Annotated in this window: 26 protein-coding genes; 19 read left to right on the forward strand and 7 right to left on the reverse strand. The window is 63.2% G+C overall.

Going from position 1 to position 21,618, the window contains the following annotated elements:
- The first annotated feature begins 317 nt into the window (after window positions 1-317).
- Window positions 318-1,190 (forward strand): ferritin family protein, encoded by an 873-nt coding sequence (locus GNZ13_RS29330; RefSeq protein WP_172171086.1) that lies wholly within the window; start codon window positions 318-320, stop codon window positions 1,188-1,190.
- Between the two features lie 120 nt (window positions 1,191-1,310).
- Complete coding sequence (gene rfaE2 / locus GNZ13_RS29340) at window positions 1,311-1,793, forward strand: D-glycero-beta-D-manno-heptose 1-phosphate adenylyltransferase (protein ID WP_172171090.1); 483 nt, start codon at window positions 1,311-1,313, stop codon at window positions 1,791-1,793.
- A 101-nt stretch (window positions 1,794-1,894) separates the two neighbouring features.
- On the opposite strand, the gene GNZ13_RS29345 is transcribed toward rfaE2, so the two are convergent.
- The 3 genes from GNZ13_RS29345 to GNZ13_RS29355 are packed head-to-tail and all read right to left on the reverse strand — an operon-like array spanning window position 1,895 to window position 3,905.
- On the reverse strand, window positions 1,895-2,134 hold the full coding sequence (locus GNZ13_RS29345; protein WP_172171092.1) for a hypothetical protein: 240 nt from the start codon (window positions 2,132-2,134) through the stop codon (window positions 1,895-1,897).
- A gap of 53 nt (window positions 2,135-2,187) precedes the next feature.
- Window positions 2,188-3,003 (reverse strand): type III pantothenate kinase, encoded by an 816-nt coding sequence (locus tag GNZ13_RS29350; protein ID WP_172171094.1) that lies wholly within the window; start codon window positions 3,001-3,003, stop codon window positions 2,188-2,190.
- The gene (locus tag GNZ13_RS29355; protein WP_172171096.1) at window positions 3,000-3,905 is read right to left on the reverse strand and encodes a biotin--[acetyl-CoA-carboxylase] ligase; all 906 of its coding nucleotides are present in this window, start codon (window positions 3,903-3,905) and stop codon (window positions 3,000-3,002) included. The genes GNZ13_RS29350 and GNZ13_RS29355 overlap by 4 nt, the downstream gene beginning before the upstream one ends.
- A gap of 106 nt (window positions 3,906-4,011) precedes the next feature.
- Here GNZ13_RS29355 and GNZ13_RS29360 point away from each other — a divergent pair, with 106 nt between their 5' ends.
- The 10 genes from GNZ13_RS29360 (at window position 4,012) to GNZ13_RS29405 (ending at window position 12,852) form a co-directional block, all read left to right on the forward strand.
- Window positions 4,012-5,145 (forward strand): MlaE family ABC transporter permease, encoded by a 1,134-nt coding sequence (locus GNZ13_RS29360; protein WP_172171098.1) that lies wholly within the window; start codon window positions 4,012-4,014, stop codon window positions 5,143-5,145.
- Complete coding sequence (locus GNZ13_RS29365; RefSeq protein WP_172171100.1) at window positions 5,142-6,020, forward strand: ABC transporter ATP-binding protein; 879 nt, start codon at window positions 5,142-5,144, stop codon at window positions 6,018-6,020. The genes GNZ13_RS29360 and GNZ13_RS29365 overlap by 4 nt, the downstream gene beginning before the upstream one ends.
- A 16-nt stretch (window positions 6,021-6,036) precedes the next feature.
- A complete protein-coding gene (locus GNZ13_RS29370) occupies window positions 6,037-7,011 on the forward strand; it encodes an MlaD family protein (protein WP_172171102.1) in 975 nt (324 codons plus the stop codon).
- 34 nt (window positions 7,012-7,045) lie between these two features.
- Window positions 7,046-7,672 (forward strand): ABC-type transport auxiliary lipoprotein family protein, encoded by a 627-nt coding sequence (locus tag GNZ13_RS29375; protein ID WP_172171104.1) that lies wholly within the window; start codon window positions 7,046-7,048, stop codon window positions 7,670-7,672.
- A gap of 31 nt (window positions 7,673-7,703) precedes the next feature.
- Window positions 7,704-8,861 (forward strand): VanZ family protein, encoded by a 1,158-nt coding sequence (locus tag GNZ13_RS29380; RefSeq protein WP_172171106.1) that lies wholly within the window; start codon window positions 7,704-7,706, stop codon window positions 8,859-8,861.
- Between the two features lie 244 nt (window positions 8,862-9,105).
- Window positions 9,106-9,429, forward strand: a complete 324-nt coding sequence (locus GNZ13_RS29385; protein WP_172171108.1) for a (2Fe-2S) ferredoxin domain-containing protein — start codon at window positions 9,106-9,108, stop codon at window positions 9,427-9,429.
- Window positions 9,430-9,437: 8 nt separating this feature from the next.
- Window positions 9,438-10,082: an alpha/beta hydrolase gene (locus GNZ13_RS29390; protein ID WP_172171110.1), complete on the forward strand. Its 645-nt coding sequence runs from the start codon at window positions 9,438-9,440 to the stop codon at window positions 10,080-10,082.
- Window positions 10,083-10,402: 320 nt separating this feature from the next.
- Window positions 10,403-11,632, forward strand: a complete 1,230-nt coding sequence (locus tag GNZ13_RS29395) for a D-alanyl-D-alanine carboxypeptidase family protein (protein ID WP_172171112.1) — start codon at window positions 10,403-10,405, stop codon at window positions 11,630-11,632.
- 13 nt (window positions 11,633-11,645) lie between these two features.
- Entirely contained in the window at window positions 11,646-12,611 is a 966-nt protein-coding gene (locus GNZ13_RS29400; protein ID WP_172171114.1) for a D-amino acid aminotransferase, read from the forward strand.
- A gap of 28 nt (window positions 12,612-12,639) precedes the next feature.
- Window positions 12,640-12,852, forward strand: a complete 213-nt coding sequence (locus GNZ13_RS29405) for a DUF493 family protein (RefSeq protein WP_236002243.1) — start codon at window positions 12,640-12,642, stop codon at window positions 12,850-12,852.
- A 23-nt stretch (window positions 12,853-12,875) separates the two neighbouring features.
- Here the strand turns inward: GNZ13_RS29405 and GNZ13_RS29410 are convergent, their stop codons facing one another.
- Complete coding sequence (locus tag GNZ13_RS29410; RefSeq protein ID WP_172171118.1) at window positions 12,876-13,844, reverse strand: transcriptional regulator GcvA; 969 nt, start codon at window positions 13,842-13,844, stop codon at window positions 12,876-12,878.
- A gap of 98 nt (window positions 13,845-13,942) precedes the next feature.
- Here GNZ13_RS29410 and GNZ13_RS29415 point away from each other — a divergent pair, with 98 nt between their 5' ends.
- From GNZ13_RS29415 to lipA, 3 genes are all read left to right on the forward strand, one after another.
- Window positions 13,943-14,269, forward strand: coding sequence for a DUF2917 domain-containing protein (locus GNZ13_RS29415; protein ID WP_054035681.1), 327 nt, complete (start codon window positions 13,943-13,945; stop codon window positions 14,267-14,269).
- A 145-nt stretch (window positions 14,270-14,414) separates the two neighbouring features.
- Complete coding sequence (gene lipB / locus GNZ13_RS29420) at window positions 14,415-15,140, forward strand: lipoyl(octanoyl) transferase LipB (protein ID WP_172171120.1); 726 nt, start codon at window positions 14,415-14,417, stop codon at window positions 15,138-15,140.
- A 13-nt stretch (window positions 15,141-15,153) separates the two neighbouring features.
- Entirely contained in the window at window positions 15,154-16,161 is a 1,008-nt protein-coding gene (gene lipA / locus GNZ13_RS29425) for a lipoyl synthase (protein ID WP_172171122.1), read from the forward strand.
- A 120-nt stretch (window positions 16,162-16,281) separates the two neighbouring features.
- On the opposite strand, the gene GNZ13_RS53585 is transcribed toward lipA, so the two are convergent.
- The gene (locus GNZ13_RS53585; RefSeq protein WP_268959198.1) at window positions 16,282-16,416 is read right to left on the reverse strand and encodes a hypothetical protein; all 135 of its coding nucleotides are present in this window, start codon (window positions 16,414-16,416) and stop codon (window positions 16,282-16,284) included.
- A 54-nt stretch (window positions 16,417-16,470) separates the two neighbouring features.
- Window positions 16,471-17,085 carry a hypothetical protein gene (locus GNZ13_RS29430; protein ID WP_236002242.1) on the reverse strand — a complete coding sequence of 205 codons (615 nt, stop codon included), beginning with the start codon at window positions 17,083-17,085 and terminating at the stop codon, window positions 16,471-16,473.
- Between the two features lie 106 nt (window positions 17,086-17,191).
- On the opposite strand from GNZ13_RS29430, the gene tauA reads away from it, so the two are divergent.
- The 3 genes from tauA to GNZ13_RS29445 are packed head-to-tail and all read left to right on the forward strand — an operon-like array spanning window position 17,192 to window position 19,967.
- A complete protein-coding gene (gene tauA / locus GNZ13_RS29435) occupies window positions 17,192-18,214 on the forward strand; it encodes a taurine ABC transporter substrate-binding protein (protein ID WP_172171124.1) in 1,023 nt (340 codons plus the stop codon).
- Between the two features lie 53 nt (window positions 18,215-18,267).
- Window positions 18,268-19,101, forward strand: a complete 834-nt coding sequence (locus GNZ13_RS29440) for a taurine ABC transporter ATP-binding protein (RefSeq protein ID WP_172171126.1) — start codon at window positions 18,268-18,270, stop codon at window positions 19,099-19,101.
- Window positions 19,098-19,967, forward strand: a complete 870-nt coding sequence (locus GNZ13_RS29445; protein WP_172171128.1) for an ABC transporter permease subunit — start codon at window positions 19,098-19,100, stop codon at window positions 19,965-19,967. The genes GNZ13_RS29440 and GNZ13_RS29445 overlap by 4 nt, the downstream gene beginning before the upstream one ends.
- Window positions 19,968-19,995: 28 nt before the next feature.
- Here GNZ13_RS29445 and GNZ13_RS29450 read toward each other — a convergent pair whose 3' ends face one another.
- The gene (locus tag GNZ13_RS29450; protein WP_172171130.1) at window positions 19,996-20,679 is read right to left on the reverse strand and encodes a histidinol-phosphatase; all 684 of its coding nucleotides are present in this window, start codon (window positions 20,677-20,679) and stop codon (window positions 19,996-19,998) included.
- Between the two features lie 224 nt (window positions 20,680-20,903).
- Here GNZ13_RS29450 and GNZ13_RS29455 point away from each other — a divergent pair.
- A partial coding sequence (locus GNZ13_RS29455) for a Na/Pi cotransporter family protein (protein WP_172171132.1) occupies window positions 20,904-21,618 on the forward strand: 715 nt, incomplete at its 3' end.

Consider the following 21,618-nt stretch of genomic DNA (forward strand, 5'->3'; position numbering starts at 1 on the left):
GCCCTTGCTCCATTCGCCGCCGGTACCCCCGGCGCAGGGCTGGACGGTGCGGATTCACCGCAAACTGGCTCGACCTCAGGCATAGGGTATCCCTCACCCATGGTTGGCCGCGCAGCGCGTAACTTCTGGTTAGCAGCGCCGCGCAAACGCCTGGACTTCTTTGCTGCCCGGTGCATCTAGGCGGCCGATTACCGCGTAAAATTGAATGCTTGGCCGATAAACGAGGCACAAAACGGTGCGTTTCGTTCGTCATCAGTAAAAGTACTACACGTAGTAGTGACAGACACAGACAGTATGCGCAGAACAGGGGTGGGACTATGAACACCATGCTTTATCCGGAACTTTATAAATCGCTCGAATCCGTTCGATGGGACATGGAGAAAGACATTCCTTGGGACAAGTTCGATGCATCGCTATTGACCGACGAGCAGGCCGCGACGATCAAGATGAATGCGATCACCGAATGGTCGGCGTTGCCCGCCACGGAAATGTTTCTGCGTGACAACCATCACGACAGCGATTTCTCCGCATTTATGAGCGTGTGGTTCTTCGAGGAACAGAAGCATTCGCTGGTGCTGATGGAATATCTGCGCCGCTTCAAGCCGGAAATGTGCCCGACCGAAGAAGAACTGCACGCCGTGCGCTTCGAATTCGACCCGGCGCCGCCGCTCGAAACGCTGATGCTGCACTTCTGCGGCGAAATCCGCCTGAATCACTGGTATCGCCGTGCTGCCGAATGGCACACCGAGCCGGTCATCAAGGCCATCTACGAAACCATTTCGCGCGACGAAGCGCGTCATGGTGGCGCGTATCTGCGCTACATGAAGAAAGCGATGACGCAAACCGGCGACATCGCGCGTGCTGCGTTCGCCAAGATCGGCGTCCTGATGGCATCGGCGCGCCGCACGGAAAAGCCGCTGCACCCCACGAACCTGCACGTGAATCAGGCGCTGTTCCCGCGCGACACGATTCAATCGCGTCTGCCGGATCCGGAATGGCTCGAGCGCTGGCTCGACGAGCAGATCCGTTTCGACGACGGCTGGGAAAAGAAAGTGGTCGAGCGGATTCTGCACAACCTGTCGATTCTGTTCGAGCGCACGTTCAATACCGCGCAGGAATTGAACCGGTATCGCAAGGAAGTCGTCGCGCGCTTGCAGGCCGATCAGAAATCGGCTGAACAGCCGGCTTGATGGTTTAAGGTTTCAGGTTTCAGGAACGGCCCGGCAAGCGTGAGCTTGCCGGGCCGTTTTGCTTCATGCCGCTCGCCGTGTATCGTAGCGGCACTTCTTTTTTTCTTTTGCGACTCCATCATGGCCGCCACTTTTGAACGCAAGATTTTTACGCTCGATGCGCTGGTGAAGCTTCGGGCTTCGATGCCCGCGCCGGTTGTATTTACCAACGGGGTGTTCGACATCCTGCATCGCGGACATGTGACTTATCTAGCCGACGCCAAAGCGCTCGGCGCTTGCCTGATTGTCGGTGTCAATAGCGATGCTTCAGTGCGCATGCTAGGCAAAGGGGATGACCGGCCGATCAATAACGAGGCCGATCGGATGGCTTTGCTCGCTGCTCTGGAGAGTGTGGATTACGTGGTGTGCTTTGGCGAGAAGACGCCCGTGGAGCTGATTTCGGCGCTGCGGCCGGATGTGCTCGTCAAAGGCGGCGACTACGACATGGATACTTTGCCCGAATCGGCCATTGTGCGGGGATGGGGCGGCAAGGCTTTGGCGATTCCCTTCGAGCACGAGCGCTCGACCACCGCGTTATTGAGGAAGGTTCGCGCGCAAGGGTGATGTGTTTGTCCGGGCGGCGCTTTTTTCTCTTCGCCGAAGCTGAGCGCAGTGCTCGGGATCGGCACTACTTCTAGCACCAGTCAGCACCTTCCACCGCTTCTTTACTGCGGCAGCGCCGATGCCGCTATCGGCGCCGTCGGCGCCGGGCCGCCTACGATCGCCTGGTCGGCGGCTTCGGCTGCGGTGACGGGTTGCACCTTTAACCACTCCGCATGGAACTGGCGGTTCAGGTGGTTCGGTTCGCGGCTGCCGGCTGTGGGCGTCGGACCGAATACGCCACGCATCGCGACGAATGCCAGCATGTTGGCAAGAAACAATATGGCGATCAGCCAGCGCAGCATTGTTAGTATTCCCCGTCGATAAGTTCGGTCGCTGTTATCCGTGTGGCCGCGGCTCAGGCGTCGCGCTCCGTCGCGCGTTCGGCAGCAATCAGCGCAAGCCCAGACAGCACCAGCGAATCGTGGCGAGTATGCGGCACTTTAAGCGCGCTTGTCACTTCGTCCACGGCGCCCCCGCTCACCACCAGGCGCACCGGCACCTGCCATTCGTCCTGCAAGTCGCGCCACGTGCGCTCGATCAAACCGGCTTGCGCCAACGTGCAACCGGCCGACAACGAGCGCTGCGTATCGGTCGCGAAGAACGGGCCGTGACGTTCTCGATCAGACGTGGCGTTGGCGTCGAGCAAGCCGCGCGCCGCGTTGGCGTCGAGCGTCGGCAGTTGCGCCGTGTGCTCGCCTAGCGAGCGCATCATCAAGGTCCAGCCCGGCGCAATCAGGCCGCCGACAAAGCAGCCGTCCGCACGCAATGCTTCAAGCGTGGTCGCCGTGCCGAACGTCGCAATGAGCAGATTCTCACCGGGAAACGCCGCGTGCGCGCCAATCAGGCCGGCCCAACGATCGCTGCCGAGTGTATGCGGTGTCGTGTAGCTATTGGTCACGCCGCATTGCTGCGCGCAGGCGCGGATCGTCGTGAGCGGCAGTTGCGGCCAGTGAGCGTCGAGTAGTGCGGCAATCCGCGCCGCGACACTTTCGCCCGCGACGTTCGATAGCCATGCGCTGCCCGGTGCCGGCAAATTCGACCAGTCGGGTTGGTCAGCGCCGCCGTGCGCGAGCGCGCCGGCCGCGATTTGCGTGCCGTCCGGCTGGACCAGCGTCCACTTGATTCGGCTATTGCCCGCGTCGATCAACAGATAAGGCGCACCGCTCGTCATGCAGCACCGTCGGCCAGACGCAGCGAGACGTCACCGGTTGCGACGGTCAGACGGCCCGCCGCCGTGTTGAGCAGCAGTTGCCCGCGCTCGTCGACGCCCGCCGCCACGCCGCGCGCCAGCTCTTGACCTTGCTCCAGTAGCACGACTTCGCGGCCCGCGTAGGCGTGCACGGCGTTCCAGCGCGCCTGGAACGGTGCGAAGCCTTCGGCGCCGAAGCGCTGCAACGCGGGTTCGAGCGCGCTCAGTTCCGCCGCCAGTGTATCGGTGAGGTTCGCATTCGGCAGCGCGCGTTGCAGCGCGGTCGGCACGGTGCCGCGCGCTTGCGCCGGCACGTCCGCGTTCAGCGCGCTGACCTTGGCGGCGAGTTCGTCCGCGCCCTTCACATTGGTGCCGATACCGATCACCACGGCGCTCGCGTCATCCGTGCTCCACGCGGTTTCGATCAGGATGCCGGCCAACTTGTCGCCTTCGAGCAGGACGTCGTTCGGCCACTTCAGCGCAATCTGTCCGGGGCCGGCAACCGGCAACGAACGCAGCCCGTCGACCAGCGCCACGCCTACTGCGAGGCTCAAACCCGCCAGCCCTTCGAGCGGGCGCGGCAACACGCATGCCACCGAAAACAGCAGCGCATTGCCCGGCTCCGCATACCATGGGCGGCCACGGCGGCCGCGGCCCGCGGTTTGCAGATACGCGACCCGCACGATCGGCCGCGGCAGCGCGCCAGCTTTGCGCGGCAATGCCTTGACGCGCGTCATCAGGTCGGCGTTGGTCGAGCCGGTTTCCTCGACGATTTCGATCGGCCAGTCATGCGCGTGCGGACCGAATAGCGCAACGGCGCGCTCGCGGTCGATGCGCCAGTCGGAAGCCGCGGCGGCTTGGGGTGGGGTCTTGGAGGCGTTCATGTCTCATATTGTAGCCACAGCGAACGCTGCGAGCCCGCGAGCACAGTTCATCCGCCGCGCCTTCGTTACAATGACCCCTAATCCGATAACCAGATTGCAGCGATCCTTGAACGACGACACTCCGCCCGGCCTTGAAGTCGCGGCAGGCAGCCAAGGCAAGATCGTCCGGCTCTCGGGCCAGTGGACGGCGCTCGCGCTCGCGCGAGACAAAGCTACCGGCCACGTGATTCCTCTGTTGCACTCGCTGCTCGGCGCTGAAGGCATCCGCCAATGGGACCTGTCGCGTATCGACCGGATGGACCACGTCGGCGGCCAGGCACTGTGGCGCGTGTGGGGCCACAAGATGCCCCCGGACACCACGCTCACCGATACGCAACGCGACATTTTCGAGCGCATCGCACTGCTCGACACGGCGCGTGAAAAGGTCGAGCCGGTGATCAAGTTTGATCCGTTTACCCGGCTGGGCCTCGCGATCTTCTCGTTCTTCGAGCACCTGTACGGCGGATTCGGCATGCTCGGGCAGGTCGTGCTCGATCTCCTCGCGATCCTGCGCAAACCGAAAATCACGCCATGGACCGAAATCTCCGCGAACGTCTATAACGCTGGCACCAAGGCGTTGCCGATCACCGCGCTGGTCGCGTTCCTGATCGGCATCGTGCTGAGCTATCTGTCGGCGCAGCAACTACGGCTCTTTGGCGCGAATCAGTACATCGTCAATATTCTCGGGCTTTCGGTGATTCGCGAACTGGGGCCGGTGCTGTCGGCGATTCTGGTGGCGGGTCGTTCGGGCTCGGCGATTACCGCGCAGATCGGCGTGATGCGCGTCACCGAAGAACTCGACGCCATGCGCGTGATGGGCATCCCGCACGGCCTGCGGCTGATTTTGCCGCGCGTGGTCGCGCTCGGCGTCGCCATGCCGCTCCTCGTGATGTGGACCAACATCATTGCGTTGACCGGCGGCGCGGTCGCCGCGAAGATCGTGCTCGGCATCGACATGAGCTACTTCGCGCGCGCCTTGCCGAGTGTGGTGCCGGTTGCGAACTTGTGGATCGGCCTTGGCAAGGGCGTAGCGTTCGGCATGCTGATCGCGATCGTCGGCTGTCACTTCGGCTTCCGTATCAAGGCCAATTCGCAAAGCCTCGGCGAAGGTACGACGACCTCGGTGGTGACCTCGATCACCATCGTGATTCTCGCGGACGCGGTGTTCGCGATTCTCTTCCAGAACGTGGGGCTAGGATGATCGCGCCACTCAGCCAGGCCGTACGCGGCCAACCGATGCCCGAGATTGCGGAGCCCGTGATCGAGGTGATCGACATCACCAAGCGCTACGGCCGCAACATCGTGCATCAGCATCTGAATTTCGACGTGCGGCGCGGCGAGATCGTCTCGATCGTCGGCGGGTCGGGCTCGGGCAAGACCACGCTGGTGCGTCAGATTCTCGGCTTGGAGCGGCCGTCGTCGGGAAGCATCAAGCTGTTTGGTCAGGACATTGCCACCATTTCGCCTGAAGCCGCGCTGCTCATGCGCAGCCGTTCCGGGATGCTGTTTCAGCGCGGTGCGCTGTTCTCGTCGCTCTCGGTGTTCGACAACGTCGCGCAGCCGTTGCGCGAACTCGGCAAGGTGCCCGAGGACCTGCTGCGCGACATCGTGATGCTCAAGCTCGAGATGGTCGGCTTGCCGTGCAAGCACGCGTCGAAGATGCCGTCGGCGCTCTCGGGCGGGATGATCAAGCGCGTGGGTATTGCGCGCGCCATCGCGCTCGAACCCGAGCTGCTGTTTCTCGACGAACCGACCGCCGGCCTCGATCCGCAGGCGTCCGACGAATTCGTCGAACTTATTTCCGCGCTGCATCGCGCGCTCGGTCTGACGGTGGTGATGGTCACGCACGATCTCGACACGATGATCGCACTGTCCACCCGCGTCGCCGTGCTGGCGGATCGCAAGGTGCTGGTCGCCGCGCCGGTCGAAGAGGCGGCGGGCGTCGATCATCCTTTTATCCGCGAATATTTCCTCGGCCTGCGCGGGCGTCGCGCGCTGCAGGCGCTGCCGCCGGAACGCCGCGCGAAATTGCCGCGCGCGGCGCTCGAATCGGCATCGTCCGAATTGCCGCTGTGAACCAGGGAACCTGACAATGGAAAACAAATCACATGCCTTCTGGGCCGGGATCTTCACGGTGGCCTTGCTGGCTGCAATCGCAGTGGCGGGTTTCTTGTTCAACGTCGACCGTTCCGTGCGGGTGCCGTACGATCTGATTGCCCGCACCAATGTCACGGGGCTCTATACCGACGCGGCGGTGCGCTATCGCGGGCTCGACGTCGGCAAGGTGCAGTCGATCAAATTCGATCGGGATCATCCGGGCCAGATTCTGATCCGCATCCTCGTCGACACGCACGCGCCGATTACGCATTCCACGTTCGGCAGCCTCGGGTTTCAGGGCGTGACGGGTATCGCCTTCATCCAGCTGGATGACACTGGGCGCGATCCGACGCCGCTCGCTTCGTCGACGAAAGCGGTGGCGCAATTGCCGATGCATCCGGGCTTGCTCGATCAGTTGCAGCAGCGCGGCGACGTCTTGCTGCGCAAACTCGAAAGAGTCGCTGACGACGTCGACAATCTGTTGTCGCCGGAAATGGTCAGCCAGCTGCAGGGCACGGCGGCGAGCATTCAGAAGGCCGCCGACGGCGTCGCCACGCTGACCCAGCAGATGGCGCCCGCAGCCGGCAAGCTGCCTGCCACGATCAACGCACTGGATCGCACGCTGGCATCGACCAATCAGTTGATCACCAGTCTGAACCGCCCGGACGGCCCGTTCGAGACCAACCTGAACAAGGTCGGGACAGCCGCGCAACAAGCGGGTGACGCGCTGACGTCGATGGATAGTTCGATACAGGAGTTGTCGGCGCGCGTCGGTTACGACACGTTGCCGCGCGTCAATTCGCTTGCCGAAGACGTGCGCTCCGCGGCCCGTTCTGTGGACCGCGCTGCCGACACGTTCAGCACCAATCCGCGCAGCGTGCTGTTCGGTGCGCCGAGTGCGGCGCCAGGTCCTGGGGAAGCTGGCTTCACGTGGCCCGCCGCTCGCGCCGCTGCGCACGCCGCCCAATGAAATGATTTGAAGGTTTTGAAGAAGGAACATGCTTATGTCACGCTCGATTTACCGATTGTTGTCCTCGAGCGCCGCGCTTGCGGTATTGCTCGCGTTCGGCGTGCTGGCTGCGGGATGCGCAGGAAACCCGGCGGCGATCTCGGACATCCGCTACGACCTTGGGCCGCCGAACCCGGCGGCCTCGGCCGGCACGCTGCCGGCGGTGAAGGTTCTCGATGTCAGCGCGCCCGACAACCTCGAATCCGACAAGCTGATTTACCGGCTCAGCTACGCCGACGCGCAGCAGACGGCGTCGTACGCGAATAGCCACTGGACCATGGCGCCGTCGCAACTGCTGACCCAGCGTCTGCGCGGTGTGCTCAGTTCGCGTGGCACCGTGCTGACTGGGGCCGACGGCGTGCACGCCGCGGTCCTGAAGGTCGATCTGAGCGAGTTCGAACAGGTCTTCGATAGCCGGTCGGAAAGCCACGCGGCGGTCACCGCACGCGCTACGTTGACGCAAGGCGGCAAGGTGATCGGCCAGCGCACCTTCATCGCGCGCGCGCCCTCCAGTTCGGCAGACGCCGCTGGCGGCGCGCAGGCGCTCGCTGCGGCCAGCGACGATCTCGTCGCGCAGATCGGCGCATGGCTGGGCGTGCAGGCGCTGGTCGCCGCGCAATGACCGGCTTGCAGCGCAAAGAACGGAGCGCTGCATGAGCGTTAAATCCTGGCAGCGCCGTCCTTCGGCGCTTGCCCGGCAGGCGCTGGGGCTGTACACGGCGCTGATCGTCTACGGTTCGTGGTATCCGTTTTCCGGCTGGCGTTCGCTCGGCCTCGCTCCGTTTGCCTATCTGTTTGATCCCATGCCGCAGTACCTGACGGCGTTCGACGTCGTCACGAACGTGCTCGGCTATATGCCGTTCGGCGCGCTGGTGGTGCTCGCGGTGTATCCGCGCTGGCGCGGCACGCTGGCGGTCGCGTTGGCCTTCGTGCTCGGCGGGTTGCTGTCGGGCGTGATGGAGGCGGTGCAAACCTACCTGCCGACGCGTGTTGCCTCCAACCTCGATCTGGCCGCCAATGCGCTCGGCGCGCTGCTCGGCGCGGCGATCATGTCGCCGGCCACGGGCGCGTTGCTCGATCGCGGCTTGCTGCGGCGTTTGCGGCTTCTCTGGTTCGAGCGCGACACGGCGGCGCTCGCGTGTCTCGTGGCCTTGTGGCCGTTCGCAACGATGTACCCGGCGCCCCGCCTCTTCGGTCTCGGCAACTGGCCGCGCGAACTTTGGCTGCGCTTCGATTCGACGACGCAAGATGCCTTGCTCGCATGGGCGCCGCCGGCCTGGCACGTCGGCGCGTGGCCGGCGCTGGTTGCCGCCTGGCTGCCGGATGACGTCTGGGAAACCGTCATCACGACGCTCAATCTGTTCGCCGCACTTGCTCTCGCTTCGCTGCCGGTGCGCCGCCATGCGCCGCTCGTGCGTTTGTTGATCGTGTTTATCGTCACGACCTTGGGCGTCAAGGCGGGCGCGACCTTTCTGCAATCGCAATCCGGCCTTGCGTTCGACTGGGCGACGCCCGGCGCGCTGGCGGGGCTCGTGTGCGGCACCGTCGCGGCACTGCTGGCGCTGCGGCTGCGGCGCAGGTCGCGTGCGACGCTTGCGGCCTGCGCGCTCACAGTCGCGCTGGTGTTCGTCAACCTGCTGCCGGTGAATCCGTATTTCGATGCCGTGCTGGCCGACTGGCGGCAGGGCCGCTATCTGCACTTCAACGGCCTCGCGCACTGGATCGCGTGGGTCTGGCCGTATGCGGCGCTAGTGTGGCTCGCCTATCTCGTCGAGCAGGTGTGGCTCAAGCGGCGCGTGAAGCACGCATGAGGGACGCATGCGGCACGCATGAAGCAGGGGCGACGCATGCAGGCGGCCGCATGAGTCGCGCCAAGCTGCGCAGGGCGCACGCCAAAAGGCGCGCTGCAAATCCGGCCGGGCCGCGAGCTGCCCTCAGTCCGCCGTCCGCCGTTCAGCGACCGCCAGCCCCGCTCGCTATAATCGTCCGCACAACAGGGCCGCCGCAGCGCTTTCAGCGCCATTCCCCACTCTTACAGTCTCGCTCCCGGACATCATGGACTCCTTCTACAAGTACCACGTCTTCTTCTGTCTCAATCAGCGCGAACCCGGCGCGGAGCGCCCGAGTTGCGCGAATTGCAACGCGCAGGCGATGCAGGAGCATGCGAAAAAACGCGTGAAGCAACTCGGCCTCGCCGGCCCCGGCCAGGTGCGGATCAACAAGGCCGGCTGTCTGGATCGCTGCGAACTCGGTCCGACGGTCGTCGTTTATCCGGAAGGCGTCTGGTACACGTACGTCGACGAAAGCGACATCGATGAAATCGTCGATTCGCACCTCGTGAACGGCAAGATCGTCGAGCGTCTGAAAATCGATCAATAAACCGCGCCATGAATGTACATACGAAGAAGTATCTGATCGACGGCCCGGTCGGCAAGATCGAAGTCGCGCTGGATCTGCCCGACGACATGCGCGAGAACGGCGCCGCGCCGCGCGGCATCGCCCTGGTCGCGCACCCGCACCCGCTATTCGGCGGCACGATGGACAACAAGGTCGCCCAGACGCTCGCGCGCACGCTTGTGCAGTTGAACTACGTGACGTATCGGTCGAATTTCCGGGGTGTCGGCGAAACGCAAGGCGAGCATGACGCCGGCATTGGCGAGCGCGACGATCTGCGCGCCGTGCTCGATCACATGCGCGCGCAAGCAGGGCAGGGCGATCTGCCCCTCGTACTGGCGGGTTTTTCGTTCGGCACCTTCGTGCTGTCGCACGTGGCTGCCAAGCTGCGCGAAGAAGGTCAGACGATCGAACGGATCGTGTTCGTCGGCACCGCGGCGAGCCGTTGGGAAGTCGCGCCTGTGCCGGAAAACACGCTCGTGATTCACGGCGAAATCGATGATACCGTTCCCATTCAGTCGGTTTACGACTGGGCGCGGCCGCAGGAATTGCCGGTCGTCGTGATTCCGGGGGCAGAGCATTTTCTGCATCGCAAGCTGCACGTCCTGAAGCGGATCATCGTCGACGCGTGGCATTGACGAGCGCGTCGCGCGTGTTTTCCGGGGTACAGGTACGTGCGAACGCAAATTAATCGCCGCCCTTTGGTCAGAGATACCAGGATAGCGCGCGTATAATGAGCGCTCTTTTTTGGGCGCAGCATCGCCCACCCGGCAGTTCGCGCGACGCGTAGCTTTTTTGCGCGCGCAGCGGTGCCGGATGCGAGGCGTGCTGCGCGAACCGATCGCGTCGCCGGAAGTCAAATGGGCGCCGCGCCGTTTTTACGGCCTGACGCTCGCCGACCGGCTCCTCCAAACTGTGCGCCCTGCGCGCGATGTATTTTTCCGCACGAATCGACCCTATGCGTTTCTCCACCTTCGGCCGCACGTCATTCCCGTCAGTTTCTTCTTTCGTTCCCCCTACGCTTAGCCATGCCGTGACCCTCGGCATCGTGCTGCCGGCAACCCTCGCTGCCAGCACGGCGTTCGCGCAAGTGCCGCCGCCGGGCGTGAATGCGCGCTCGTGGGTGCTCGTCGATGCAACCAGCAATCAGGTCCTCGCATCGGGCAATGCCGACGAACGCGTCGAACCGGCTTCGCTGACCAAGCTGATGACCGCATACCTCGTCTTCGAAGCACTGCAGACGAAGAAGATCACGATGGACCAGACGATTGAACCGAGCGAAGCGGTGCGCCGCGTGCGCACCGACGAATCGCGTATGTTCATCGAGGCGAACAAGCCGGTGACTGTGCACGATCTGGTGTACGGCATGATCATCCAGTCGGGTAACGACGCGGCGATCGCGCTGGCCGAACTGGTGGGCGGCAGCGAATCGCAGTTCGTCAATATGATGAACACCGAAGCGCAGAAACTCGGCATGAAGAACACCCATTTCGCCGACGTGAACGGCATGCCGGACCCGCAGCACTACACGACCGCGGGCGACCTGGCGATCCTGTCGGCGCGTCTGATTCGTGACTTCCCCGACTACTACAACATCTTCTCGGTCAAGGAATTCACGTACAACAAGATCAAGCAGCCGAACCGCAACCGTCTGCTGTGGATCGACCCGACGGTGGACGGCCTGAAGACCGGTCACACGCAAGGGGCCGGCTACTGCCTGATCGCGAGCGCGAAGCGTTCGCTGCCGGGCACGACCGACGGGTCGCGCCGTCTCGTCTCGGTGATGATGGGCGAGGTCAAGGAACACGACCGCGTGCAGGACAGCCTGAAGATGCTGAACTACGGCTACACCGCGTATGACACGGTGCGTCTGTACAAGGCGAATCAGGTGGTGGGCACGCCGCGCGTCTACAAGGGTGCGCAGGACACCGTGCAGATCGGCGTGAAGGGCGATCAGTACATCACCGTGCCGAAGGGCATGGGCGACAAGGTGAAGCCGCAGATCGAGCAGATCGATCCGCTGATCGCACCGATCACGAACGGTCAGCAGGTCGGCACGGCGAAGCTTGTAGCCGACGGCAAGGTGCTGGCGCAATTCCCGATCGTCGCGTTGCAAGTAGTGCCGCAAGCCGGCGTGGTCGGCCGCGTGTGGGATTCGCTGATGCTGATGTTCAACAAGAAGAAGTAAGAGCCCGATTGCGATGACCGCTGTTTCCGATGTTTCGCTCGACCCGATCGTTTATCTGAATGGCGAGCTGGTGCCCTTGTCCGAGGCGCACGTGCCGGTTCTCGACCGCGGCTTTATTTTCGGCGACGGCATTTACGAAGTCGCGCCGTTGTATCCGCATGCGAGCGGCCGTACGGCGTTTCGCTTCAGGCATCATCTGGCGCGCCTTGCGCGCTCGCTGGACAAGATCGGCATCGTCAATCCGTTCGACGACGCCGGCTGGCGCGAACTGATCGAACGCGTGGTCGCGGCCAATGAAGCGGACGCAGGCCTGCGCGCCGATCAGGACGCGATTGCCTACGTTCAGATCACACGGGGCGTCGCGAAGCGCGGTCACGCGTTCCCGGCCGGCATCCAGCCGACCGTATTCGTGATGGTCACGCCGCTGAACCTGCCGGACGCTGCACAGCGCGCGCAAGGCGTGCGCTGCGTCACCGCTGAAGATCGTCGCTGGCTCAATTGCGACATCAAATCGGTGTCGCTGCTCGGCAATGTGCTAATGGCGCAGTACGCAGCCGAAAACGACTCGTTCGAGACGATCCAGTTTCGTGACGGCATGCTGACCGAAGGTTCGTCGTCGAATATCTGGATGGTGAAGAACGGCGTGTTGTACGCGCCGCCGCGCAGCCACAAGATTCTCGAAGGGATTCGCTACGGTCTGATCGAAGAGCTGACGAGCGAATGCGGCATCCGCTTCGAAGCACGCGAGATCGCCGAAGCTGAGTTGCGTGCCGCTGACGAGATTCTGGTCAGTTCCGCCACCAAAGAAGTGCTGCCGGTCACGCAACTCGATGGTCGGCCGGTTGGCAACGGCAAGCCGGGCGCGGTGTTTGCGGCGTTGTACGCAGCCTATCAGCGTGCCAAGGCCAAGGAAGCGCAACAAGCGCAACAAGCGCAGCAAGGAGTAGAAAGTGAATCTCGCGAAAGAGTCATTGCTTGAGTTTCCGTGCGACTTTCCTATCAAGATCATGGGCAAGTCACATCCCGAGTTCGCCGAGACGATGGTCACGGTGGTTCGGCAGTTCGATAACGAAGTCGACCCCGAGCGCGTGGAAACGCGGCCGTCCAGCGGCGGCAATTACACCGGTTTGACGGTCACGGTGCGCGCCACGAGCCAGGCGCAGCTCGACGATGTCTATCGCGCGCTCACCGGTCACCCGATGGTGAAAGTGGTGCTTTAACGCCAGGCTTTTGTGCTTCTGGTTTACGGCGTGACGCGCAATGCGTCCGCCGCCAGATCGGCGCATGCTGCAGGCCCCACCTCGCAAGCCTGCTCGAAAAGCTGTTTGAACCGTCCCACTTCTTCGAATACCCAGGCGCGGAACGCCTTGACGCGCGCGGTTTCGAGCATCTGCGGCGGGCAGATGAAGTAGTACTGCCACGGGCTCGGACCATCCACATCGAATAGCCGCACAAGGCGGCCTGCCGCGATCTCGTGCATCGCCAGCGAACGGCGCGTGAGCGCGATCCCCTGACCGTCGATGGCCGCCTGCAGCAGATTCGACGAATCCTGATACAGCACGCCGCGCTTCGGCTCCGGCCAGTCGGTGAGGCCGGCCGCGTCGAACCACGGGCGCCAGAGTTCGTCGTCCGAGCGCAGCAACGGGACTTTGGCCAGATCGGCCGGCGTTTGCGGCAGCTTGCCGCCGTTGAAATTCGGCGCGCAGGCCGGAAAGAATATCTCCTCCAGCAGCAACTCCGCGTGCAGCCCCGAATATTTGCCGTAGCCGAAGCGGATCGCCACGTCGACGTCGTCGCGTGCGAAATCGGTCAACGCGTTGGTGGACAGCAGTTCGAGGTCCCACTGGGGATGCGCCTCGATAAAGCTGCCGATGCGCGGCGTCACCCAGCGCGCTGCAAACGAGGACAGCATGGACACGACGAGGCGCCGCTCGCGGTCGCCGGCGCGGATTTCGCGCGTGGCGTCGACAAGCCCCGTCAGCGCGGTGCGTACGCGCGTGGCATAGCGGCGGCCCGTGTCGGTGAGCCGGACGCGCTTGCCGTCGCGGGCGAACAGCGTGACGCCCAACTCGGCCTCAAGCGCGCGAATCTGGTGACTGACGGCGCCGTGCGTGACGAACAGCTCGTCCGCGGCGCGCGAGAAGCTCTCGTGGCGGGCGGCGGCTTCGAACGCCTTGATGGCATTCAGCGGGGGTAATTGCCGGAGGTCCATCGCAATATTTCTCACATAGAGGTGAAAATAGATCGTTTTGCGTAAACCCTTGCTACGCCTACGATTGTAGCCACGAAACGAACTTTGGCGAGGGCATCATGCGAGAAATTTCCTCTAGCATCGCGTTTGAAATCCGCAACGGCGAAACCATTCCTATGAAGGTAGCACGCAGCACCAAGCTGGTGGTGCACGGCGGCGCGGTGTGGGTCACCCGCAGCGACGACACGGAAGACTACTGGCTGCAGCCTGGCCACACGCTTCGGCTGCGGCGCGGTGAACGGTTGTGGTTGAGCGCCGAGGGCAGCACGCATGCGAAGGTTGCGTTTTCGGTGCCGACGCGCTGCGATGAACGTGCGCTGAACTGGCTCGCGCGGGTTGGCGAACGGCTGGCGGCCCGTATGCGTGGGGGCTGGCGCACGGTGTGAGGGCGCGGCGGTGCCGTGACGCGGTGGCGGACCGGCGCTGCAGTTGAACGGCGTTCCGGCGGTCCCGCGCGAAACGAAGCGCCGCCGCTCCGTGAATCAGGCACGTCCGGCGGGGATGTCCAGATTTCGGTAAACTGTCGGGATCATGTGCGCCACCCCGGTTTCCCCGTCTCCCTTGCCCGCCACGGCGCCGCTTACGCTGCGCTGGCTCGGCAACGAACCCTACGAAGCCAGTTTCGAAGCGATGCGCGCGTTCACAGACGCGCGCATCGCCGATACACCCGACGAAATCTGGCTGGTCGAACACCCTCCCGTATTCACGCTCGGCCAGGCCGGCGATCCGGCGCATCTATTGGCCGCCGATAGCGGCATTCCGCTTGTCAAGGTCGACCGTGGCGGACAGATCACGTATCACGGGCCCGGACAAGTGGTTGCCTACCTCTTGCTGGACCTGCGCCGACGCAAGCTGATGGTGCGCGAGATGGTCACGCGGATCGAGCAGGCCGTGATCGACACCCTCGCGGCGTATAATCTCGCCGGAGAACGCAAGGCGGGCGCCCCTGGTATCTACGTGGCGCCCGGACCGGACGCCGGGCTGCATGCCGGCGCCAAGATCGCGGCGCTGGGTCTGAAAATCCGCAACGGCTGCAGCTATCACGGCGTGAGCCTGAATGTGAATATGGACTTGCGGCCGTTTCTGGCCATCAACCCATGCGGCTACGCGGGGCTCGAAACAGTCGATATGGCAACGCTGGGCGTTGCCGCCGGCTGGGACGACGTGGCCCGTACCTTTGCAGCACGCCTCACCGCAAACCTCGACGGCAGTCCCGCGGCCGTCGCCCAACCGCAGGCCGGTGCTCTCACCGCCTGACTGGACCGAACGAATGACTGACGTTACCGCGAACCTCGCAGCTTCTCCCGCTCCTGATGCCGTGCCGGCTTCCGCCGCTGCCTACGACGCTACCGCGAAGCAGAAGGCGCAAGCCAAAACCGCCCGTATCCCGATCAAGATCGTCCCGATCGAAAAGCTGAAGAAACCGGATTGGATCCGCGTCAAAGCGGCCACCGGCAATTCGCGCTTCTACGAAATCAAGCAGATTCTGCGCGAGCACAATCTGCACACGGTGTGCGAAGAAGCGAGCTGCCCGAATATCGGCGAGTGCTTCGGCAAGGGCACCGCGACGTTCATGATCATGGGCGACAAGTGCACGCGCCGCTGTCCGTTCTGCGACGTCGGCCACGGCCGCCCGGATCCGCTCGACGTGGATGAGCCGGGCAACCTGGCTCGCACCATTGCTGCGCTGAAGCTGAAGTACGTGGTGATCACGAGCGTCGACCGTGACGATTTGCGCGACGGCGGCGCGGCTCACTTCGTGGAATGCATCCGTCAGACGCGCGAGCTGTCGCCGGAAACACGCATTGAAATTCTGACGCCGGACTTCCGCGGCCGTCTGGATCGCGCGATCGGCATTCTGAACGCCGCACAGCCCGATGTGATGAACCACAACCTGGAAACGGTGCCGCGTTTGTACAAGGAAGCGCGCCCGGGTTCGGACTACGCGCATTCGCTGAAGCTGCTGAAGGACTTCAAGGCGCTGCATCCGGACGTCGCGACCAAGTCCGGCCTGATGGTCGGTCTCGGCGAAACTGAAGAAGAAATTCTGCAAGTGATGCGCGATCTGCGCGAGCACAACGTGGATATGCTGACGATCGGCCAGTATCTGCAACCGTCGGAGCACCATCTGCCGGTGCGCTCGTACGTGCATCCGGACACGTTCAAGATGTACGAGGAAGAAGCGTACAAGATGGGCTTCACGCACGCGGCTGTGGGCGCGATGGTTCGCTCGAGCTACCACGCCGATCTGCAGGCGCATGGAGCCGGGGTGGTCTGAACGGTTTAGTGTGTTGTCAGTTTGAAAATGCAAAGCCCGCACGTGTTGCGGGCTTTGTTCTTTTTTGGGGCGCGCGAGCGGGCGGTTCAGCAGTTCCGCCCGACGATCTGCCTGCGTTGCCTAGCGGTAGTGACGCGCGAGCAGACTGCAAGTAATGGATATCACTCCGCCGATGATCGTGAACGGGTAGAGAAAGAGGATGAAGCGATGTCGCAGTGCGCGGTCTTCGATGAGGCGGTCGATCAAATTGGGCATGTTGGATCTCCTTGAAACCAGGATGAAAAGTATAGCTCAGCGCATCTAAATTAGTTAGGTAAACGAATAATGAGATGCGGAAAAGGAGACTGCGACGACAACGGTTATGAGCAGCGAAAACCACATCAACCATCCATCACGCTCCTGCTCTCTCGCGTGACGCGCTGGACGAGCCGCTGCATCGGCTGCGCCCAGGCACACCAGTATTGACGCTACGACGATGAAGAGCACGTGCCAGAGAAGTGCGGCCAACATGGGCGCTAACGTGCTGCGTATCGACGCTTCGCTCAAAGCGCAACCAATCTCGTAGCATGCGTTCGCGCACATCGAAATGACGACCCAGAAAAGCTGGCCATCCTGAATGGATCGCCGCGTAATACCTTGCGCCGCGTGCCGGTAGTAGCGCGAAAAGTTCAACAGGGGAAGTAATGCAATCGGCGCAAAAACAGGAACGCCGACATTGAAGAAAAGCCAGCTCAAGCGGCTAAGAAAATCGACCATAGGAATGCGAATTGAAGGCAACCCGCTGATCATGCCGCTGGCGCGGAAGCACGACAATCCGCCGAACGGCCAGCTTGCGCTAAGGCATCCCAAGCCGTCATCATCCGCTTGAGCCGCGTCGCCAGGCGTCGCAGCGGACAGTCCTATCCAACCGAACGTGAAAAGCAATGCTCAAACAGCGTCATTAGCAATTGCGGATTAATTAGAACCGCCTCCGGACAAACTCCCTATAGTCGAAAGCCTCCCAGACAACACACACTAAAGGGGCTTCTCGATGACCCGTTTCCTCCGTCCGCTCGCCGCGTTCGCTACGCTGCTCGCGCTGTCCGCGCCGTTTTCTTCCGCTGCTCACGCCGACACCAAAGAAGTCGTGATCGCCTATCAGGACATGGTCGTGCCGTGGCGCTATGCGCAGGCCACCGGTGAAGTCGAGAAAGCCACCGGCTACAAGGTCACCTATCGCAAGCTCGGCAGCGGCGCCGACGTGATCCGCGCACTGGCTTCCGGTTCGGTGCAACTCGGGGAGGCAGGGTCGAGCCCGATCGCAGCCGGGCTGTCGCAAGGCGTCGACATTTCGCTGTTCTGGATTCTGGACAACATCAACGACGCCGAAGCGCTGGTCGCGCGCGACGGTTCCAACGTCACCAGTGTCGCCGGTTTGAAGGGCAAGAAAATTGGCGTGCCGTTCGTGTCCACTTCGCACTTTCACACGCTGGTCGCGCTGCAGAGCGCCGGCGTGAATCCATCCGACGTGAAGATCGTCAATCTGCGCCCGCCTGAAGTCGCGGCGGCGTGGGAGCGCGGCGACATCGATGCGACATACATCTGGGACCCGGTGCTGGCGAAGGTGAAGAAGAACGGCAAGGTGCTGATCACATCGGGTCAGGTCGCGCAGCAAACCGGCAAGGCGACTTTCGACGGCTTCGTCGTCGACCGTAAGTTCGCTGGCCAGAACGCCGAGTTCGTCGCGCGCTTTGTGAAGGTGCTGGCCGCGACCGATGCGAGCTACCGCGATCACACGTCGGCATGGACCGCGACGTCGCCGCAGGTCGAGGCGGTTGCGAAGGAGTCCGGTGCCACCGCACAGGAAGTGCCCGCAAGTCTCGCGTTGTATGCGTTCCCGACGCCGGCCCAGCAGGCGTCGAATGCATGGCTTGGCGGCGGTGCGCAATCCGGCGCGGCTAAATCGCTGGCCGCGACCGCTGCGTTTCTGAAGACGCAAGGCACGATTCAGAATGTGCTGGCCGATTACTCGACCGGCGTCGATCCGCAGTTCGTGCAACGTGCGGCGCTTTGATTTTTGAACATCGTTTTGAGCATGTTTATCCATCAGCATCATGAGGCACGACGATGAGCGGTCTTGAGATACGGCGGCTGCACGTCGCCTACGAAGGCGCCCGTGGTGCGGCGCCGCACATCGCACTCGCTGACGTCGACCTGCGCATCGAGCCGGGTGAATTCGTCGTCGCGCTGGGCGCGTCCGGTTGCGGCAAAACGACCCTGCTGAACTGCATCGCCGGTTTCATTCAGCCGACCGGAGGCGAGGTGCGGTTGAACGGTGAACCCGTGCTTGGACCGGGCGCGGACCGCGGTGTCGTGTTCCAGAAGTACGCGCTGATGCCCTGGCTCGACGTGCTCGGCAACGTTGCGCTCGGCTTGCGTTTTCAGCGTGTGCCGAAGGCGCAGCGCGAGCGCATCGCACTGGAGATGCTGGCGTTGGTTGGGCTCGAGAAGCATGCGCGCTCGCGCGTCTACGCGTTGTCGGGCGGCATGCAGCAGCGCGTGGGCATTGCACGCGCGCTGGCAAGCGATCCGCAAGTGCTGCTGATGGACGAACCGATGGGTGCGCTCGACGCGATGACGCGCGAGTCGATGCAGGAGCTTGTGCTAGACGTCTGGGGCCGCACGCGCAAGACGGTGTTCTTCATTACGCACAGCGCGGAGGAAGCGTTGTTTCTGGCGACACGCCTCGTCGTGATGACGCCGGGGCCGGGCCGTATCGCCGAGAGCTACGACCTGCCATTCGCGCGGCGCTTTCTCGAGACACGCGACGCGCGCGCGGTCAAGTCGTCGTCGGAATTCATCGAATGGCGCGAACGGCTGGTGCGCCGTCTGCACGAACGGAATGAACGGAATGAGCGGAATGAGCGGAATGAGCGGAATCAGGAAGAGGTGTTGTCGTGACGGCTTCGCGTGAATCTTTGGGCAATGTGCCTCTGACCCAGGCGAGCGAGCCGCCGCGACGTAAAGCGCGGCCGGTACGCGGCTGGCGTTTGCCGGGCGAAGGCCCGACCGCGGCGCTGAGCGCGGTCTCGGTAACGACGCTCGCGGCGCTATGGTGGCTCGCCACGCATCTGCACTGGCTGCCTCCGCTATTTCTGCCGACCCCCGAGGCTGTATGGGCCGCGTTTCTGGACGCCTGGCACGGACGCATTCAAGGCGGTTTGCCGCTCTCCGAGCATCTCGCATGGAGTGTGCTGCGCGTGTTCGGTGCGTTCGCGCTGGCCGCGGTCACGGCGGTGCCGGTCGGGATCTTGATGGGTGTGAGCCGGGTTGCACGCGGCTTGCTCGATCCGCCGCTGGAGTTCTACCGGCCGTTGCCACCACTTGCGTATCTACCGCTGGTGGTGATCTGGTTCGGTATCGACGAGACGGCGAAGATCGTTGTGATCTATCTCGCCTGCTTCGCGCCGATTGCGATGGCGGCGCGTGCCGGTGTGCGCAGCGCGACCATCGAGCAGATTCATGCCGCGTATTCGCTAGGCGGCCGCTTCGCGCAGATCGTGCGCTATGTGGTCCTGCCGGCGGCGTTGCCTGAGATTCTGACCGGCCTGCGGATTGCCATCGGCTTCGGCTGGACCACCCTGGTTGCCGCCGAGATGGTCGCGGCTACCGCCGGCCTCGGTCAGATGGTGCTCAACGCGTCGAGCTTTCTGCGTACCGATGTGGTGGTGATGGGCATCGTGCTGATCGGACTGATCGCGTGGCTGTTCGATCTCGGCATGCGTGCGCTGGAGCGGCGGCTGGTGCCGTGGAAGGGGCGTGTGTAACCGTCAGCCCGCGCCAGCCTGCGCAATCTCAAGCAAACAATTTAATCACCGTCCAGCCGCGATCCGCGGCGATGGCGCGCAAACGCGGGTCGGGGTTGGTCGCGACCGGATGCGTGACACGCTCGAGCAAAGGCACGTCGTTGATCGAATCGCTATAGAACCAGCTCTGCGGAAAATCCTGCAGGCGATGGCCAAGCGAAGCCAGCCAGCCCTCGGTGCGCGTGATCTTGCCTTCGCGGAAGGTCGGCACACCGACTGAGTTTCCGGTAAAGCGCGCCAAAGGATCGCCGCCTTCGGTGCCGAGATCGATTCCCAGCAGATGATCGAAGCCGAGCGCCTTGCCGATCGGTTTCGTAATGAACACATTGGTGGCCGTGACGATGCAGCACAGGTCGCCTGCTTCGATATGACGTTGCACAAGTTCCCGCGCGGCCGGCAGGATCACCGGCGCAATCACCTCCTCCATGAACTGCGCATGCCACGCGTCGAGCTGCTCGCGCGAATGGCGAGCGAGCGGCGCCAATGTGTAGTTCAGATAGGCGGTCATATCGAGCGTGCCGGCCACATACTGCCGGTAGTAATCATCGATTTCTTCCGCGTGCTGTGCAGCGCCATCTATGCCCAATCTGGCGATGAAGTGGGCCCACGCCTGATCGCTGTCGAGCGGCAGCAGCGTATGGTCCAGGTCGAACAGCGCAAGGTTGCGGTTCATCCAGAGTCCTCGTGATGAAGTGGGAAAACTAAGTAGTTGAGCGAATCACGTGCCGGATCATGAGTCGGCACACAGCAATCCACAGCTTTGCGCGAGCGTATATTTAAAAGCACAAAATTACAATAAGGCAAAAATGTGCAACACTACTGTCATAAACGCCCTGGGTGCCGGTTCGCGCGGCATGCGGTTCGGTCATGGCAGCAGGAACGGATGCGCAGTGCCCTATGTTGATCCTCCTTAACCTTCTGGCTGGTGTGGCGCTCCTCGTGTGGGGATCGCACATCGTACGTACCGGCATCCTGCGCGTGCTCGGCGCCGATCTGCGCAGCGTCCTCGGGCGTAGCACCAGCAGCCGCTGGCGTGCCTTCCTCTCGGGCGTCGGCGTCACGAGCCTCGTGCAGAGCAGCAATGCAACGGCGGTGATCGTCACGTCGTTCGCTGCGCAAGGTCTCCTGCCGCTCACCAGCGGCCTCGCGATCATGCTTGGCGCCGACGTCGGCACCGCATTGATGGCGCGGTTGCTGACACTCGATCTGTCATGGCTGTCGCCGATCCTGATTCTGTTCGGCGTGCCGCTCTTTCTGTCGCGCAAGCAAACCCGGCTCGGCCAGGTCGGCCGTACGCTGATCGGGCTCGGCTTGATCCTGCTGGCGCTGCACCTGATCGTTGAAGCCGCCCAGCCGATGATGCAAGGTGCTGGCGTGCGCGTGATGTTCGGCGCGCTGACCGGCGACACCATGCTCGACGCGCTGGTCGGTGCGGCATTTGCGATGCTGTCCTATTCGAGTCTCGCGGCGGTCCTGCTGACCGCGACGCTCGCCTCGTCCGGCGTGATCTCACTGAAGGTGGCGCTGTGTCTCGTGATCGGCGCGAATCTCGGCAGCGGCTTGCTGGCACTGATGGGCACGCTCGCGCAGAACACGGCGGCGCGGCGTCTGG

The sequence above is a fragment of the Paraburkholderia elongata genome (genome assembly GCF_013177735.1).
GTDB classification, from domain to species: domain Bacteria; phylum Pseudomonadota; class Gammaproteobacteria; order Burkholderiales; family Burkholderiaceae; genus Paraburkholderia; species Paraburkholderia elongata.